A 17,343-nucleotide genomic window follows, 5' to 3' on the forward strand; every position below is an offset into this window, starting at 1 on the left:
GTTTCTTATTTTACAAGAAACGATTTGATATATAAAACGCTAAAATACAGCTAACGCTTAATCTTTTCTAATTCTTGTGCATTGACTTTCACCGGGAATTTTTGTTGCAAACGTGCAACCAGCTGCTTTTCCAATTCCTTTTGATAATCATTGATCACGCCGCCCCGCGCTTCTGCAAATGTTTTTCCCCTCGGTTGCTCGATCCGGACGACATTTGCCGAGATAATCAGCCCGTTATCTGTAATTGTCTGGTCGCCTACTTTCCACTGCAACTTGGTAAATGCAGCATTATCTTTCATAAAATAACCTTCCTGAATAGACACTGATGCATTGTTTTCAGCAAACGCTTTTTCCACATCTTTTTTGGATTGCGTAAAAAACTGGAAACCCACGCGCCGATTACGCTCAGGATCAGTGGTTTGCCGAAAAGAGCCATAGTCCTTTTCTATAATACGCAGGATCGGGATGTTTTGTGCCGTGAGGTATTTGACAACATTACGGATCCTGTTTGCAGAAGTAATCTCAGTCTCATCAGCCGACCGATAACCAGCGATTTCCACCACGTACTCCGGGTTTTTACGCATGATAATGTTCAGATCGTTTAATGCTTCCTGCTGACCTGCATCAATGTTGGTAGCATTTGCGGCGAAAAGTATTTCCTGCGATTTCCTTTCCAGTTTATACGGACTCACTGCAAGCGTCTTCCTAATTGCATTCACAGTCTGCGTGTCTTTTGCGGTAACTATCGTTGCAAATGCACGTTCCGGGTAATTGTAGCGCTGCTTATTTTTTTGGTAAAATGCCATCTGACCGGTAGAATCAGAAAGTGAGCGCTGCCAAACCTGTTCTTCCATGAGCTGGGCCAGCAAAACACCGTCACGGATCTCGTCCATCTGACTTTTGAATTCCGGGTTCGCTTCTTCCAAATGTTCTTTCTCATAATCAGAAAGACTTTCCGCCAGATATTCCTGATAATATTTCCTGAAAATAATCGCCGGAGAAGCATCTTTCGGTTTAGGCTGCTGACGTCGTTTGACATAATCCAGAAAAGACAAAGCATCAAAAGGTTTTTGCTCGATCCGGAACAAGGTCATATTCGACCAGTCGGCCGAAACTGCCCGCATATAATCCCACTTGCCGGTCCTTAATGTGCTGTCTGCAAGTGCAGCTGCGGTTTTCCAGGGTTCTTCAAATTCCTGGACTACATATTTTTCTCTTAATCTTTTAAAATTGGCCTGCTCGATCAGCTTGGCGCGGGAGTCAGTCACAACCTTTTTGCGGAGTGAAGGCGCCATCACGGCCAATGTTTCAATGCTCCGTTTTTCGAGCACCTTGATGATATGCCAGCCGTAAATCGTCAGAATCGGTTTGGAAAAGGTATTGACCCGCTGGCTAAAAGCCGCTTCCTCGATTTCAGGCACCATTTGACCTATACCAAACATCGGTAGTACACCCTTGTTTTTCCGGGACTGTTTATCGTCAGAATAACTTTCCGTCACCTCGGCCCAGTCCTCGCCATTTTGCAAATGATTGTAAGCCTCGTCAATACGCGCTTTGGCGGCTTCTTTTTGAGCAGGAGACGCAGCAGAATCAATCTGCACCATGATATGCGCAATTTGTACCATTCCGCGATTGGTCCGGCGGTCGGTTACCTTGATTAAATGGTACCCTGCGCGGGTCCTCACCGGCTGCGAAATTTTCCCCACAGGCAGTGCGTAAGCCGCAGTTTCGATGGGATATAATGTCTGAAATGCTGTAAAATACCCCAGGTCACCTTTCGTCTTTTTTGCAGCGGGATCTCTGGAAAACCGGGCAGCCATGTCGCCGAAATCGGAGCCTTCTTCCAGCCTTCCTCTCAAAGCAATCGCCGCGCGGTACGCTTCCAATGTGTCGGCCGGGGAAGCATCCTCCGAGACACCGATCAAAATGTGCGAAGCTTTTACTTCCTGTTTTAAGCGGTTGTAAGCTTCGTTGGTAAGCTTTTCGACCAAAGCTTTATCTACAAGCTGATTTTTCGCGAGCTGATCACGATAAGAATTGATCTCTTCCCGGTAATCCACCGTGGTGTCTTTTCCTTCATTTTTTGCTTGTAAAACCTTGATTTTTAAATCCGTATAGAGCGGCAGGTATTCCTGTGGAGAGAGCTCTTTGGTAGAATCGGTAGCGAATTTATTCCTGTTATAAGCGTCCTGAAAATCCGAGATAGAAAACTGCTCATTCCCGATTTCGAGCAGGGGCGGGGTTTCTGCAACCACCTGCTTGGGCGGCGTGGCGGTTTTACAGGAGCTAACTATTAAAAAAGCGATGAAATAGTAACGAAGAGAAGCTTTAAACATATTTTTTGAATTCGTATTGACAACGCGGGCACGATTTATTTAACCCGGATCACCCTCAAATATTGTAAAGCTGGCAAAGTTAGACGCTTTCAGTTCAGGACAAAAATTAAAGCACGGTATGTGATTTGCGACCTGCTGATTCCCCAAATGCAGCCCGGCAGGTATGGCAAATTTGCCACACTCACCATAGCGGGAATTATGTAGCTGATTTTACCCGGAATGTTTATTTGTCACTTTATGGTACTTAACGATGAATAAGTTTTTGCATTGGTCGAAAACAATGTCTGACAACCTCAACAGGTATGATTTTTTTGAGAAACCGGCAACGCTATAAAATTCAGGTATATGGAAAGAGTAATGGAAAATGATTTCATTCCGATGATCAGAGCATTATGGAATGAACAGAAAAATAGGGAACTCCTTTATCTGGAAGCCTTGAAAAAGGATAGTATGGGTTCATTTCGCAGGATTTTGAGCCAGGGCCACGTAAGCGCGGTCTTGTTTCAGAAAGAGATCCGGTGGATATATGATTACTTCAAATGTTTTTTAGAAGATAAAGAACTGGCCGATAACCAGATTTCAAGCATGGCATCTTTGCAAATGCTGGAAAATCTGACTGAAAAAGAAGATATCGCCAGCTGTCTTAAAAAATTGGAAGCCGCTACCTTACAGCTCTACAAAGCATTGTGCACTTACATGGATCGCGAATATGAGATCAAACGTATGCTCGATGAGCATTTGATCCGTATTTCGGAATTCTACGATGCACTTTGTAAAATGGAAGTGAGCAACCGCAAAAATCTGGAAGTAGGCGACAGAAAAAAGATGGTTTACGTAGTAGCTGCCTGATTTCAGACTTCGTAAAGCTCAATAGGCAGGTCATCTGGATCTGCGAAAAATGTAAATTTCTTTCCTGTAAATTCGTCAACCCGGACTGGCTCCGGGTTGACGTTTTTTTCTCCCAGGACTCTTATAGCAGCCTCGATATCACTCACCTGAAACGCCAGGTGACGCATGCCGCAAGCCTCCGGTCGCGACGGCCGCGCAGGTGGGTTTGGAAAAGAAAACAACTCAATGCAGTAGTGCCCGTTCAATGCTAAGTCTAGCTTATAAGACTGTCTTTCAGACCGGTATACTTCCTGATTAATTGTAAATCCCAGAATTTCTATATAAAAATGTTTCGACTTTTCGTAGTCGGAGCAGATAATGGCGATATGGTGTATCGCTTGCAGGTTCAGCATAATGTCAATGTTTGAAAGCAAATATAAGTGTATCAGATCCTGATAAACAGCTTTTTCTTGTACATCCAATAGAGAATCCACCACTCGATCAGCAATATCACGGCCCCGCTCACCAATGTTTTGAATCCTTCGCCAAAGATCAGGTCATAGTTTTGACTGATGTTGATCCGGAAAGACTGGTCAATAAAACTGTCAATCGTATGCGCGAAAATGTAGGCAGCTATGGAGTTGGTACCGATCACGATCAGCGGCACAAACCAGGACCTTTTGTTTTTTACATCAACAATAAAATAGAAAGCTGCCAGCAAAACGAAGCACCAGCCACCACTGAAAAGCGTCCAGGCAGGTGTCCAGATTCTTTTGACAATCGGGTTGATACCGGTGATATTGAGCAAAATTGCGACTACAAACAGGATGGCGGCCGTGATTGCAAACCGGCGGATCAGCCAGGAACTGGAAGGTGCAGATTTGAGCCAGCTGCCAGCAATCAGGCCCAGGATCATGGTACCTAATGTTGGGATAAAGCTCAATGTACTATATCCGCCTCCGTTAAAATGAAATGCTTTTTCGCGTGGGAAAAGGTTCATAAACCAGCGGTCGAATGCCCAGGCGGCGTTTGTATTCTTATTCCAATGTGCCGCAAAGCCGGAAAGGTTATGCTCCCAGTCGGCGGTAGTGCCGGTTTCAGTCCAGTCAAAAAATGGCCCGGGAAGTGGGTAAATTGCGAAAACAACTGCATAGGCTACCAATATCACAGCCAGCGCACTCCAACGGATTTTTTCACTGGCAAATGCTAATGCAAATAGGAAAGGGTATCCCAAACCAATTTGCGTCAGGGTATCTTCAAATGTAAAGTTGGTTTGAGAAGCATGCATGGATCTCAGAAAAATCCCCAGCAAAATCAGTATCAGCGAGCGGCGGATGGTATGGAACCACATTTCGGGCGTAGTTTGCTGCTTGCTTGCGCGGCTCGCCAGCGAATAGGGCAGGGCAACTCCTACCAGAAATGAAAAAGAAGGCTGGATCAAATCATGCAGCGAGCATCCTACCCATGGCACGTGACTTTGCTGAAATTCCATAAATGCCCAGAAAGCGCTTTCTGGAAATGCTTCCGCGACATTTCCAAACCGCAAAACTTCGGCCATCATCAGGAACATCACAAATCCACGGTAGGCATCAACAGAAGAAACACGCTGAATAGGAGGGGTAGGAGCAAGATCTTTCAACTTTAATAATTTAAAGAGTGGGAGTGGTTAATAAAGAAAAAACCTCACTGGATTTACCCAGCGAGGTTTCTTTGTAGGAACAGAAAATTGACTATGTTATTCGTGGTCATTTAAACATTCATCCTCTTCAACTCCTTCACCGCATGATCCGCAGCACGGGCTGTCATGGCCATGTAGGTTAATGACGGGTTGACGCAGGAAGCGGAAGTCATGAATGCGCCGTCGGTCATGTATACATTCGTAGCGCCCCAAACCTGGTTGTGTTTGTTCAAAACCGAAGTTTTTGGATCGTTACCCATCCTTGCCGTACCCATTTCATGGATTCCGATGCCCGGGTGCTTCGAGTCGTCGATGTAAGGTTCTACATTTTTTACGCCAGCGGCTTCCAGCATTTCGGCTGCATCATTCATCATATCGATGCGCATTTTTCTTTCATTTTCGCCGTAGGCTGCATCGAAAACAATCACTGGCAGGCCCCACTTGTCTTTTTTCGTCGGGTGCAGGGTAAACCGGTTTTTCTCATCCGCGATCATTTCTCCAAAGCCCTGAATGTTCATATTCCAGCCGCCTGGTTCTGAGAGGCTTTTCTTGAAATCGGCACCGAAACCTTCGGTCGATACACCACGTCCCCAGCTCTCGCGGCTCGCGCCACCCTGGTATCCGAAGCCACGAACATAGTCGCGCTTATCATTGCCCCAGTTACGGTAGCGTGGAATGTAAATACCGTTTGCACGACGGCCAAAGTAATATTTGTCAGTATATCCTTCCACGTCACCTCTTGCGCCTACCGCCAAATGGTGGTCCATAATGTTGCGGCCCAGCTGGTCGCTGTCATTACCAAGTCCGTTCGGGAAACGTTTGGATTTGGAGTTCATCATAATCGACGCAGACGCAATCGCAGACGCATTCATAAAAATGATCTTCGCGTAGTATTCTTTGGTTTCCAGCGTGTTCTGATTGATCACCCGCACGCCGGTCACTTTGCCAGCCTTATCATCATAAATCACTTCCGAAACGATCGAATCCGGCACCAATGTCAGGTTTCCGGTTCTTTGCGCAGCCGGTAATGTGGCTGCCTGCGTGCTGAAATATGCACCGTACGGGCAGCCTCTCATACACATGTTACGGAACTGGCAGGCTGCACGTCCCAACTCAGTATGGAATGCCTGCGGCTGGGTCAAATGCGCGGCGCGGCCCATAATGATGTGGCGGCCTGCGAATTTACTTTCCACTTTCGTCTTAATATCCTTTTCAACGCAGTTCATCTGCATCGGCGGAAGGTAATTGCCGTCCGGCAGTACGTCCAGGCCATCTTTTGCGCCAGAGATACCTGCAAACCGCTCTACGTAATCATACCAGGGAGCGATATCGGAGTAGCGGATCGGCCAGTCAACGCCGATGCCTTCTTTTGCATTTGCTTCAAAATCAACCGGGTTGAGGCGGTAGCTTTGGCGTCCCCACAACAAAGAGCGTCCGCCAACATGGTATGCGCGCACCCAGTCAAACTTCCTTGTTTCTTCGTACGGATTTTCTTTATCGTTTTCGAAAAGGTACCGCCACTCTTCATTCGGCGTATATCCTGTGCGGATACCAGCCCAATATTGCTCCTTGGCAATGGTGGTAATCCGGCCGCGGTGCTCAAATTCCCAGGGAGCCAGCGTCGCTGTTTTATAATCGGTAATGTGTTTAATGTCGCGGCCGCGTTCCAGCATGACCACTTTTAATCCCTTTTCTGTCAGCTCTTTCGCTGCCCAGCCGCCACTGATTCCTGAACCCACCACGATCGCGTCGAATGTGGCTTGTTTTGCTGCTTTTATATTTAAATTCATGATGAATGATCGTCAGATTTTTTAAAATGCGGCCAGAGGCCATAACTTTTTACATTGCCCAGGCTTTCTGATCCGGTTTCAAATCAATGCAGCCGTCGTAGCGGCCCGGCACCGGCACGTAATCCAGCGCCAATGTTGCACCCTGCTCCGATGTAAAATATCCCAGCAATGTGAGTTCTTTGAAGAGGCGGAAAAACGGTACCGGTGCATCGGTATATTCTTTGCCGGCTTCGGTGTATTTCTTTTTTTCCTCGGTTTCTTTGGTCAGCTCTTTGGTCGATTCTGCTTCGGATTCTTTGAGCATAGCCGTTTGCTTGGCGGCATCTGCTTTCATGAAATCCTTTTTTTCAAGCTCTTTCAACCCTTTTTCAAAGCTTTCCTGATCCTTGCCGGTGTAGCAATCTTTGATCATCAGCTCGATAAACTCCCCAACCTTTGCCTCCTTGGCGCCGGGTGTGTCGGTTTTTGGAATAATAATTTCCGCAATCTCTGAAACCAGCGCTTTTCTTTCAGGAGAAAAAGGGAACGTAATCGCGGACGAAGTTTCAGTGGTTGACTTGCAACCTTCCAGAAAAGCCAGCAGCGTAGGGGCCGAGAGTGTGCCACCCATTAAAAGCGCCACACGACCAAGGGCATCACGTCTTTTCATTTGTTATAATATAAGTAAGAGGTTAACAATCCAAAGTGTAATAATACATTCGATTAATGCAATTTTGAAAAGGCAGGCTAATTTATAAAATATTCCGCCTCGCGACTTGTTAGAATAATTCTATATTATGAAAGCCGACAAAATAAGCTTGACTTCCAACGACCTACAAAACCATTAAATTGCAGCCGCGGATATCAGAATTATCAAATCTTCCCATGACGTAAAATGTGCCCGGCGCGTCACCAAAGCGTCCCAGGTCCTGGGTTTCAATAAAAGCACAACTGTCCAGATTGGCCAGGTCGATCACATTGATGCCGCCGGTCTTCGTTTTGTCGGGGTTATGGTCCGAAATCGTCAGCGGATCGTTGACATCCCGGATCAAAATCCGCAAGGTGTTACCTGGTTCAAATAAGCCATTTCCATGCGAGTAACCCTGGGAAATCAGCTCGGTCATGCCATATTCCGAATGTATCACCGGCACATGCAGCTCCTGCGTGAGAATGTCATGCACTTCTTCCCGCAGCATTTCCCTGCGCCGCCCCTTCATGCCACCGGTATCCATGACGATCAGCTTGTCCAGATTTTGGAGGAACGACATATTTTCACCGCTGTCAGCCAGATCCAGCAAGGCGAATGTTACGCCAAGCAGCAAAACGGATTTTCCGTCAGGATTTTGGGAAAGAAATTTCAGCTTTTCGAGCAGCTCCTGCGGGTTATTTAGATAAAATCCGCTGTGCTCCGAGCCGCTCCGGGCAATAAAATGTTGCACCATATACACCAGTGAAGAGTTGTTTCGTTCAAGGTAAGACGGTAGCAGAGCCAGGATATGAAAGCGGTTTAAATCGCCGTAGTTCAGCTGAAAAATTCTTTCCGAAACCAATTTATAAAGTTCGGGATCGTACAAATGATGGCGGCTGGTGTTGAGTCCGGTAGTACCGCTGCTTTCGAAGATCGTATCAGCAGTTACCGCCACGTTGCCGGTGCGGATAGTGTGGGTTTTGAAGAATTGTATCGGAAGAAAGGGAATGTCGGTCAGTCGGGTTATTTTATTTGGATCAACATTCAGGGCACCAATAAACTGACTGTAAACCGGGTTAAAAGCAGCCTGGTACCTGAAAACATCCAGTGCGAGATCGTCGAAATTTTCCGGTTTGAATGTGATAATCCGGTCTCTGAGACTATCCCTGATTGCGGTTTCCGGGCTGTTGTTTTGAAGTGCCAATACTGTTACTTTCGTATAAATAAGTGCAAAGTTAAAAATTGAAGTAATATGAAGCTGAAAGTTTCCCTGTTCCTGATGTGTGGTGTGGCTTTGGCAAGTTGCGTGGACATTCCCGATTTCGATGATACTCCCAAGATTTACTATAATGGTATTGACCAATTTACAGAAGTAAATGATTCAACCGGCAAGAATGTTCGTGAGAATGTGGTGATTACGGTTGATTTTGAAGATGGTGACGGCGATTTGGGTGCCAGTGCAGACGAACGTTCGGATTCCTCTTTTATCAGACCTTACGGCACCTGGGGAAATTACGAGCTGGTTACCGCCAGAAAAGGCGCGGACGGCAAGTGGACAGAGTCAATTCTGGCAGAAGACCAATATAAATGGATGCCGATTTTGAAACCGGATGGAAAACCGGGACCTATCAAAGGGAAACTCGATCTGAACACCAGCTTTTTATATGGTAACAGTACAGTGCCTATTACCGTGAAGTTCAAAGTCCGGATCCGTGACAGGGCGTTGCACGTCAGCAACCAGATCGAGACCGACAGTATCCTGGTACCAGGATACCGCTAACATTCAGCCACGTTTCGGATTTTATTCAATAATGTTCGCGCCCAGCGAGATCCGGAACGTGGTGCCTTTTCCTACCTCCGAGCTTTTTACAAAAAGTTTTCCCGAATGGTAGTTCTCGATAATTCTTTTCGCAAGTGTTAACCCCAATCCCCAGCCGCGTTTCTTCGTGCTGAATCCCGGATTGAAGATTTTATTCATATTTGCCTTCGTCATACCTTTTCCGGTGTCCGAAATGTCAATCCAAATTTCCTTGGTATTGGGCGGCGCCTGCAAGGTTACATTGATCTCCCCAATCCCACCCATCGCATCCACCGCATTTTTGCAAATGTTTTCGATCACCCATTCAAACAGGTTTTTATTGATCAAAGCCGTCTGCTCCACCGCCAACTCATTATGTACCCCGAATTTCACTTTGGACGAAACGCGTTTTTCGAGATAATGAATAAAATCGGAAACAATTTCGGCCACCGGTTCCTGTCTTAATGTGGGTACCGACCCAATGTTCGAGAAGCGCGTCGTGATCATTTCCAGCCGGATCACATCCTTTTCAATTTCTTCTGCGATGGAAGGATCAATCGCCGGATCGCTGCGGAAATATTCCACCCACGCCATCAGAGACGACAGCGGCGTGCCGAGCTGGTGCGCAGTTTCTTTGGCCAGGCCCACCCAAACCCTGTTTTGCTCCGCTTTCCGCGCCGAGCTGAATGCCAGATAAGCCAGATACCCGATCAGCAACATCACCGAAAGTTGTAAAAACGGATAGTACCGGAGCTGCGTCAGCAAAAATGAGTTACTATAATAAATGTATCCTGTGCGTCCTTTTCCGATATCCACCGTGATCGGCGGGTGTTCCAGCTTCATTTCCGCCAGCTTCTCGGCAATAATCCGCTCACGTTCCTGCGGCTTGACCTTTTTCGGGAATTTAATGTTCAGGTTGGGATTTGCCTGGTTGTTTTCGTCCACGTAGATCGCCGGTATCTGGTAAAAATTCACTGCATCCTGGATCACCTGGTACACCACATTAAAGTTTTCATCGAAAGGACTATTTACAACATAGCGCAAACCTTCGGCGTAAAGCTGTACTTCACGCTCCTCGCGCTGTTCCAGTTCTTCCACCAGTTTATCGGTATAAAACAAAGATCCGATGCTCAATCCCAGCAAGATAACGCCGATAATGTACTTGTACACGCTCTTCTGATCGTAGGTATCCATCAGGGAACTACGGAGCCGCTGGCTATTTAAGATAGCGGTCGGATGCAGACGAAATTTTGGTTTTTTCTTGGAAGTTTCGCTTATCATTCAGTTGTCCGGGCACCCAACGAGCCGGGTTAATGTTATCCTCTACAAATAACGTAAAATATTTGTGCTTAGTAGTTTTAGCAACCTTTGAGGCCGAATTATCGTATTTATTGTGACTAAACTATTTATACGACTTCTAAATAATCAAGCGGTTCTTCTTTCACTTTTCAATTGGAATTTTGTGCCGTATTTTTGCGAATCGAATCAGACCAAGTGATGTATAATCAGTTCAAATCAGTAAGTTTATCACATCGGAATGCTCCTCTTGCTATCAGGGAACAGCTTGCATTGAATGAGGCGGAAGCGAAGGGCATTATGCTTCGTCTTAAAGATTTCTTTGACATTTCCGACGTCCTCGCGGTTTCTACCTGCAACCGTACAGAAATATATTACTCCGCCGCTACCGACCTTAACGAAGACATTATCAAGCTTTTGCTTATCGAAAAGGGTGTTTCGGACATTGATGCTTTTCAGGCATTTTTTGAAAGATTCACGGATGGTGAAGCAGCAGTACAACATTTGTTCCAGGTTGCTACCGGGCTGCAATCGCAGGTAGTAGGGGACATGCAGATCCCCAATCAGATCAAACATGCCTATCAATGGTCGGCCGATCTGAATCTTGCGGGACCTTTTTTACACAGATTACTCCACACCATATTTTTTGCCAATAAAAGAGTTGCCCAGGAAACATTCTTTCGCGATGGCGCCGCATCGGTTTCATATGCCGCGGTCGATTTGCTGGAAGGGCTGATGCCGAACCCAAAAGTATTGGTAGTAGGTTTGGGCGAAATCGGGGCCGATGTATGCCGGAATCTGGCCGAAAAACCGGGGATTGAGGTAACATTGGTAAACCGTACCAGCAGCCGCGCCGAAGATCTGGGCCAGGAGCTCGGTTTCCGCGTAGCTGATTTTTACGACATTGAATCTGAAATTTCCCGCGCCGACATTATTGTTTCTTCCATGAGAAGGGACGAGCCATTTTTTACAAAAGAAATGATGGTGCGTCTCCGCGGAATGTCTTTCAAATATTTCATTGATCTTTCTGTACCCCGCAGTGTATCTCCCGAAGTGGAGGAAATTCCGGGGGTTATGCTATACACCATCGATTCTATCCGTTCCAAAGCGGATGCAGCATTGCAGCAGCGCCTCGACGCAGTACCTCGGGTACGTGAGATCATCGACGAAGCCGTGGTTGAATTCAATGACTGGTCAAGGGAAATGATCGTTTCTCCGACGATTCAAAAACTGAAAGGCGCATTAGAGCAGATCCGTAAAGAAGAACTCACTCGCTTTACAAAAGGCCTGACGGATTCGGAGCTGGAAAAAGTAGAGAAGATCACCACCAGTATGATGCAGAAGATTTTGAAACTGCCTGTACTTCAATTAAAAGCAGCTTGTAAAAGAGGAGAAGCAGAAACATTGATCGACGTACTGAACGATCTTTTCAACCTGGAAAAAGAAAAAGCAGATCATTAATACAGAGTAAATTCACCATGGACGAGCCCGCTGAAATCACATTCGGCGGGTTTTTTATTTTATATAAAACAAAAAAGAGAGGGCGGAATTGACCACCCTCTCTATGTATTACCTTACCCTCCACAATAATTAATTGTATCTTCTACATCGACTTCGCGATGAAAGGTCCTGCGATTTTCAGTACCTCTTCCATTGTTAATGGCTCATCGAAAGCTTCTGTTACTGCGTCTTGAGAAATTTTGCCCATCACTTCTGGAAGCTTGGTAGCGTCGATAGTCGCGTGAACTACATTCGACTCAGGTGTTGCACCCCAGTATACAGCCTCAGGGAAACCTTTGGCTTGTGTGATCCAGCCTTTCATCATAGGATCATTGTTCATGTGACCGATAATTCTTCTTACCAATGAAGCGTGACGTGCCTCAACAGAGTGAACCTGCAATGCATATTCAAGGATCTGAGGAGCACCGATCAGGTTACCTGCCTGGCCTTTGTAAGCACGTACCCCTGTGTCTTCCAAAGCTGCCGAAACTGCGATGAAAGTTTTGAAGTTGTGCCAGATATCAGCGAAAGCACCACCGTAAGTGAAGTCAAAAGTAGGACGTTTGATCGCTGCTGCACCCAGTGCCGATTGCAGGAAATAAACGTGCTGTGTTTCGTGTTTTTCAATTTGTTGAAAAACGAGCGAATATTCTCCCGGGATCAAACCAGGGATCTTATTAGCCTGGAAGTAAAATGTTTCTTCTAGATATTCAAGTGTTAATGCGAAGTTCAAAATGTCAGTTACCGAAGGGGTCGCTGCATAAGCTTTGTTCACAATCGATGCGAAAACGGTCGGAACTGCTGCGGCTGCCACTTTGCTGCTTACGCGGTTCATAAACATACGACGGGTAGTGTGAGCAAGGCGTCCTGCTGCGTCACCGTCAACTTGTTGAATGCTATCAAATATTTTAAAAATATCCATGTCTGTGTTTTTTTAGAATTACATTGGCAGATTTTTACCACTCACTTTGTCCATAATAAATGGCGCTACTCCACCGAGGATAACAGATGGAGAATAGGCATGTTCAAGGCCCATTTCGTTAATCTGACCATTTGCGAATTCCAATGCATTTGGGTTGATCAAGTCAGCGATTGCTGATGCGTGACGTGCTTCAACCGAAACGATTTTACCTGCAACCAAAAGATAGTTGACATCTTTAATCAGCTTTCCTGCGCCGTTGTAGGCAGCAACACCTGTATCTTCAAACAATTTCGCTGCTCCCAATACGCTTGTGCGGCTTTGGAAATCGATCTGCGAGAAGTTAGGCATAAGACCTTTAATCGCTTTGTCACCAAGTGCTTTTTTGAAAAACTCTCTGTGAACGATTTCGTGGTCACGAATGTCAGTCAGGATCCATTTTTCCATATCTGTCATGTTCAGATAAGGTGTCATCATCACCTGTGTGTAGAAGGCCGCTTCCAGTTGTTCCAGAGCGTAAGCGTAGTTCAAAATTCCAATGTCTCCTGAACCAAGGTCCACAGTATCATCAGACATCAGATCTTGTTCAGTACAAGCACCGAGGAGAAAGGCACCTGTTGTCGCAGCTACTCCTGCCGATCTCAAAAAATAGCGTCTGTTCACTTTCGAAAGCATTAAGCTGTCTGAGGAATCAGAGATTTGCGTTAAGGTTTTTTTCATAATGATTTGTTTTAGATTGTGTGCAAATGAACCTTATGAAGAAGTGCATTCACGAAGACTTACGACGGCAGATCATTCTTGGATTTCAGTTGAGAGAAATAATTTTGCAGGCATCAGGCGCAGCAATCTTTTATTTTGTACTAAACCAGTAAAAGGAAATTTTTTCTCGCAGAAACATTGTCTTATTCAAGTACAGGGTATTTAAAATTATTTTTTTTATGCCTGAAAATTCTTTAAAAAACCTGCTGAAAAACAAAAAAAGCGGCGCATCAATGACGCGCCGCCCGGGGAGAGGTTACCTGAATATTATAGCCCTGAGCCCAATGCAAAACCTTTCACATTGCCTGCAAAATCTGACATTTTGGAAGCAGCTCCCGTCGAAAGATTGATAGAATAAAGTCCCGTCGAGCCGCCCACCGTGAGCAGAGCGTAGGCAGTACCTGTTTTATTACCGATATCAAAACCGTTGGCCGCGTCAATGTCTACGCCCAGCGCGCCTATCTTCTCTAATCCACCATTATTTGGCGGATTTTGTTTGAACAAGGTATTCGATTCACTGTCAATGTCGTACAGTACCGTAGCATTCGTTCCGGCAAAACTATTGGTGTACGCAGCACCGTTGATATGCGGCGATCCCGGTCCCGGAATCAGGTTCAGCGCGCCATCAACGATCGTCACACCATTACTTGTATTAATGCGCAGGTTCTGGCCGGTGTTGGTCACGATGCGCAGTCTGTCTGCCACCGGGTTGAAATCGACGCCGAAGCTCGTACCAGATACTTTAAATGTCGGATCGTCCATATTCCGTAATTCCGCCTGGAATCTTGCCGCGCCGCTGCCCAGATCGACGGTGTAAAGTTTTGTATCAGAACCAAATGCATATAACCGTCCGTCAACCGGGCGAATGTCGATACCTTCGATCATTACACCGCCGGGAAGTCCGGTAATTGCTTTTTCCACACGTGAGCCGCTTACATTCATTGGATTGAAAATGATCAGCTTGTTGCTGGCATCTACCGCATAAGCTACCGGATTAGTCTGAATTGCGATGCCGATGATCTTGCCGGCAGGCAATGTGCCTATTTTAGTCAAACCACCATTGGTCAGGTTCACTTCCACCAAATGCCACACGCCACCTTCCAGCACAGAAGCGATCGCCATGCCGGAACCTGCTGCGATATCAAAACCGCCAACTTCGCTGATATTCATGCCCAGCGGGCCAACTTCCTGCAAAACGCCATCATTTGGAGGCATTTGAAGATATAATTTGTCTGTACCCGGATCAATGTCAAAAAGCTGGGTAGTAGTAGCGCCGGAAAAGTTGTTGGTATACGCCGCCGCGCCGATCATAACATTGCTGTAACCTTTCAGATAACCGTCGATGGAAACGATCGCGCCGGTCTCCGGGTTCAGGCGGTAATTTTGGGTGGTATTACTTACAAGCCTGATCTTATCCACAGTCGGATTAAAATCAAATCCAACCACCTCCGGACCGGAAATGCCTGGATTAAAAGGAACTGCGCTGATGATTGTCGCCATGCCGGGGTTAATATCCGACCGCAGATTGATAGTATAAAGGTGGTTTTTGTTACCGACTGCGTAAAGCTGGCCGGTGGCAGGGCGGAAGTCGATACCCAGTAATTTTTCTCCGGCATCAAGTCCCTGGATTGTCAATGTCCGGACAGGGCTGCCAGGGTTTTGTACATTTAATTCATAGATCGTGTTGTTGTCCCTTAATGCGTAGAATGTCTGGTCGGCATCGGTGCGAAGCGCGGAGTGTCCGTTTGCTGGCGAGAGCTGCTCCTCCGTCTGGCTTTGTTCGCTGCACGACTGGATGGAAGCCGCCAGCGCAAGTGTGAGGCAGCATGAAAGGCTGAACCCCAATGTTTTAGAAATTTTCATAACCTGTCAAATTGAATTTGTGAGATGTATTAACCGACTCACATACGTTCAAACCACAAGGTTAGATCGATCTCTTTAATATATTTTTAATGTAAATTCCGGCTAATTTAATTCATTTTTAATGTCAGATTAGGAGGCGCTTTTGACTAAAACTCCCCCTACTTCTTACCCGAGCGCTTGATCGGACGACCATATTTTGCCATTTTTTCTTTCGCAATATCCCGCCGCACATTTACTTTTTTGTTCTTCGCAATTTTCTCATGAAATGCGCCGCCGCCCGCTTCTCGCTTAGGCAGTTTCACATCAATTGTTTTCATAAAAATCTTCGGTTCCTCGTCCGGAATGAGGATTTCCGAGATTTTCAGATCTTCCGGCAGCGGAATTATAGGAATCTGGTAGTCCATCAATTCTTCGATCTGCGTCTGAAATTCTTTTTCTTTTTCCGTGATAAATGAAATCGCGATTCCCTTTTTATCAGCCCGGCCCGTCCTGCCGATGCGGTGAATGTAGTTTTCCGGTGTTTCAGGAATGTCAAAATTAAAAACGTGGGATACCTCCGCCACATCCAGCCCGCGCGCAATAATGTCGGTCGCGATCAGCACCCGGAATGTCCCGTCATGAAATTGCCTGATCGTATTGAAGCGGTGATTTTGTTCTTTATTCGAATGTATCACGCCGATTTTATTCAAAAAACCAAGCTCCATTTGTCCATAGAGCAGGTCCGCCAGTTTCTTGGTTGCAACAAAAATCAGCACCTTGGTCATATCCGGATTTTGTTCCAGCAGCAAGTCAAGCAGGTTAACTTTTGTATAAAAATTGGGGATATAGTAAGCTTTCTGCTCAATGTTTTCCAGCGGAGAGCCAGCAGGCGCGGCCTCAATGCGTACCGGATTATTGAAGTAAGTCTGCATCAATGTCTCAACCTCGCTAGTCAGTGTAGCGGAGAAAAGCAGGTTCTGACGTTTCTGGGGTAATAAATCCAGAATGTTCTTTAACTGCGTCCGAAATCCCAGGTTCAGCATTTCGTCTACTTCGTCGATCACCAGCTTTTTAATGTTCTTCGTTTTTAGCGAACCATTACTTGCAAGGTCGAATAACCTTCCCGGCGTGGCTACCACTACATCCGCGCCTTCTTTCAACTCGGCCATCTGCACCTTAATGTTGCCGCCGCCATAAGCGCCCACGACATTTACCGACATATATAATGCCAGTTTCCGCACCTCTTCTACTACCTGCGTGACCAGCTCGCGGGTAGGTACCAGAATTAACAGTTGAGGCAATTTATCTTTGGAATATTCAAGCTGGCGCAGGGTCGGGAGCAGGTATGCAAATGTTTTTCCGGTGCCGGTCTGGGCAATGCCGCAAACATCTTTTCCGGACATCATGACCGAAAAAACTTTTTCCTGGATAGTGGTTGGCGTAGTATATCCGGCCTCTGAAAGTGCCCTCAGCAGCGGTTTTGTAAGATTTAATTCTTCGAAAGTCATAACCTGGGATTCAAAATAATCCGCAAAGGTACCTCTATTCTTTCACAGTAGCCGCCTCAGCGTGTATATAACCACGCCCAGCCGATCAAAACGAATTGCAGCGGCAGCCGTAAAATGCTAACCCAGAGATAGGGATTTTTCTGATGGTAAAAATCCATCGCCATTTGAATGTTCGCCGGAAAAACTGCGATGAGTAGCAAAATGATCAGCCAGGCACCGAGGTGACGGGTTTGCGGAATAACCAGCATCAGAGAAAAAATCATTTCGCAAATGCCGCTCAGATAGACAAGAAGGAGCGGAGAGGGTAAGTTATGCGGCACAATCTTCACGAATACGCCCGGCCTGACAAAATGCATAATGCCGGCTGTAAGGTAAGTCAGCGCCATGACATACATTCCAATTTCCTTCATCTGTCGTTCGCG

At 46.2% G+C, this 17,343-nt stretch carries 15 protein-coding genes; 3 read left to right on the forward strand and 12 right to left on the reverse strand.

Annotated features, from left to right (window positions below; genetic code table 11):
* Nucleotides 1–50: 50 nt before the first annotated feature.
* A complete protein-coding gene (locus FEN17_RS22890; RefSeq protein WP_138367696.1) occupies nt 51–2,336 on the reverse strand; it encodes a peptidylprolyl isomerase in 2,286 nt (761 codons plus the stop codon).
* Nucleotides 2,337–2,681: 345 nt separating this feature from the next.
* Between FEN17_RS22890 and FEN17_RS22895 the strand changes: the two genes are divergently transcribed.
* Nucleotides 2,682–3,185 carry a hypothetical protein gene (locus FEN17_RS22895; RefSeq protein ID WP_138367697.1) on the forward strand — a complete coding sequence of 168 codons (504 nt, stop codon included), beginning with the start codon at nt 2,682–2,684 and terminating at the stop codon, nt 3,183–3,185.
* Between the two features lie 2 nt (nt 3,186–3,187).
* Here the strand turns inward: FEN17_RS22895 and gloA2 are convergent, their stop codons facing one another.
* The 5 genes from gloA2 to FEN17_RS22920 all read right to left on the reverse strand — a co-directional run bounded on the left by gloA2 (nt 3,188) and on the right by FEN17_RS22920 (nt 8,503).
* Entirely contained in the window at nt 3,188–3,577 is a 390-nt protein-coding gene (gloA2, locus tag FEN17_RS22900; protein ID WP_138367698.1) for an SMU1112c/YaeR family gloxylase I-like metalloprotein, read from the reverse strand.
* A gap of 32 nt (nt 3,578–3,609) precedes the next feature.
* On the reverse strand, nt 3,610–4,803 hold the full coding sequence (locus FEN17_RS22905; RefSeq protein ID WP_374756675.1) for an acyltransferase family protein: 1,194 nt from the start codon (nt 4,801–4,803) through the stop codon (nt 3,610–3,612).
* Nucleotides 4,804–4,913: 110 nt separating this feature from the next.
* Complete coding sequence (locus tag FEN17_RS22910; RefSeq protein WP_138367699.1) at nt 4,914–6,632, reverse strand: FAD-dependent oxidoreductase; 1,719 nt, start codon at nt 6,630–6,632, stop codon at nt 4,914–4,916.
* Nucleotides 6,633–6,681: 49 nt separating this feature from the next.
* Nucleotides 6,682–7,281, reverse strand: a complete 600-nt coding sequence (locus FEN17_RS22915; protein WP_138367700.1) for a gluconate 2-dehydrogenase subunit 3 family protein — start codon at nt 7,279–7,281, stop codon at nt 6,682–6,684.
* A 163-nt stretch (nt 7,282–7,444) separates the two neighbouring features.
* Entirely contained in the window at nt 7,445–8,503 is a 1,059-nt protein-coding gene (locus tag FEN17_RS22920) for a LuxE/PaaK family acyltransferase (RefSeq protein ID WP_138367701.1), read from the reverse strand.
* Nucleotides 8,504–8,551: 48 nt separating this feature from the next.
* On the opposite strand from FEN17_RS22920, the gene FEN17_RS22925 reads away from it, so the two are divergent.
* Entirely contained in the window at nt 8,552–9,079 is a 528-nt protein-coding gene (locus FEN17_RS22925) for a hypothetical protein (protein WP_138367702.1), read from the forward strand.
* Nucleotides 9,080–9,100: 21 nt separating this feature from the next.
* On the opposite strand, the gene FEN17_RS22930 is transcribed toward FEN17_RS22925, so the two are convergent.
* Nucleotides 9,101–10,378 carry a sensor histidine kinase gene (locus FEN17_RS22930; protein WP_138367703.1) on the reverse strand — a complete coding sequence of 426 codons (1,278 nt, stop codon included), beginning with the start codon at nt 10,376–10,378 and terminating at the stop codon, nt 9,101–9,103.
* A gap of 216 nt (nt 10,379–10,594) precedes the next feature.
* Between FEN17_RS22930 and hemA the strand changes: the two genes are divergently transcribed.
* On the forward strand, nt 10,595–11,854 hold the full coding sequence (hemA, locus tag FEN17_RS22935) for a glutamyl-tRNA reductase (RefSeq protein WP_138367704.1): 1,260 nt from the start codon (nt 10,595–10,597) through the stop codon (nt 11,852–11,854).
* A 142-nt stretch (nt 11,855–11,996) separates the two neighbouring features.
* Here the strand turns inward: hemA and FEN17_RS22940 are convergent, their stop codons facing one another.
* From FEN17_RS22940 to FEN17_RS22960, 5 genes are all read right to left on the reverse strand, one after another.
* Entirely contained in the window at nt 11,997–12,815 is an 819-nt protein-coding gene (locus FEN17_RS22940) for a ferritin-like domain-containing protein (protein ID WP_138367705.1), read from the reverse strand.
* An 18-nt stretch (nt 12,816–12,833) separates the two neighbouring features.
* Entirely contained in the window at nt 12,834–13,532 is a 699-nt protein-coding gene (locus tag FEN17_RS22945; RefSeq protein WP_138367706.1) for a ferritin-like domain-containing protein, read from the reverse strand.
* 306 nt (nt 13,533–13,838) lie between these two features.
* Nucleotides 13,839–15,434 (reverse strand): DUF4394 domain-containing protein, encoded by a 1,596-nt coding sequence (locus FEN17_RS22950; protein WP_138367707.1) that lies wholly within the window; start codon nt 15,432–15,434, stop codon nt 13,839–13,841.
* A gap of 158 nt (nt 15,435–15,592) precedes the next feature.
* Nucleotides 15,593–16,921 carry a DEAD/DEAH box helicase gene (locus FEN17_RS22955; RefSeq protein WP_138367708.1) on the reverse strand — a complete coding sequence of 443 codons (1,329 nt, stop codon included), beginning with the start codon at nt 16,919–16,921 and terminating at the stop codon, nt 15,593–15,595.
* A 56-nt stretch (nt 16,922–16,977) separates the two neighbouring features.
* Nucleotides 16,978–17,331, reverse strand: a complete 354-nt coding sequence (locus FEN17_RS22960) for a DoxX family protein (protein ID WP_138367709.1) — start codon at nt 17,329–17,331, stop codon at nt 16,978–16,980.
* Between the last annotated feature and the right edge of the window lie 12 nt (nt 17,332–17,343).

The sequence above is a fragment of the Dyadobacter luticola genome (genome assembly GCF_005860805.1).
GTDB lineage: Bacteria > Bacteroidota > Bacteroidia > Cytophagales > Spirosomataceae > Dyadobacter > Dyadobacter luticola.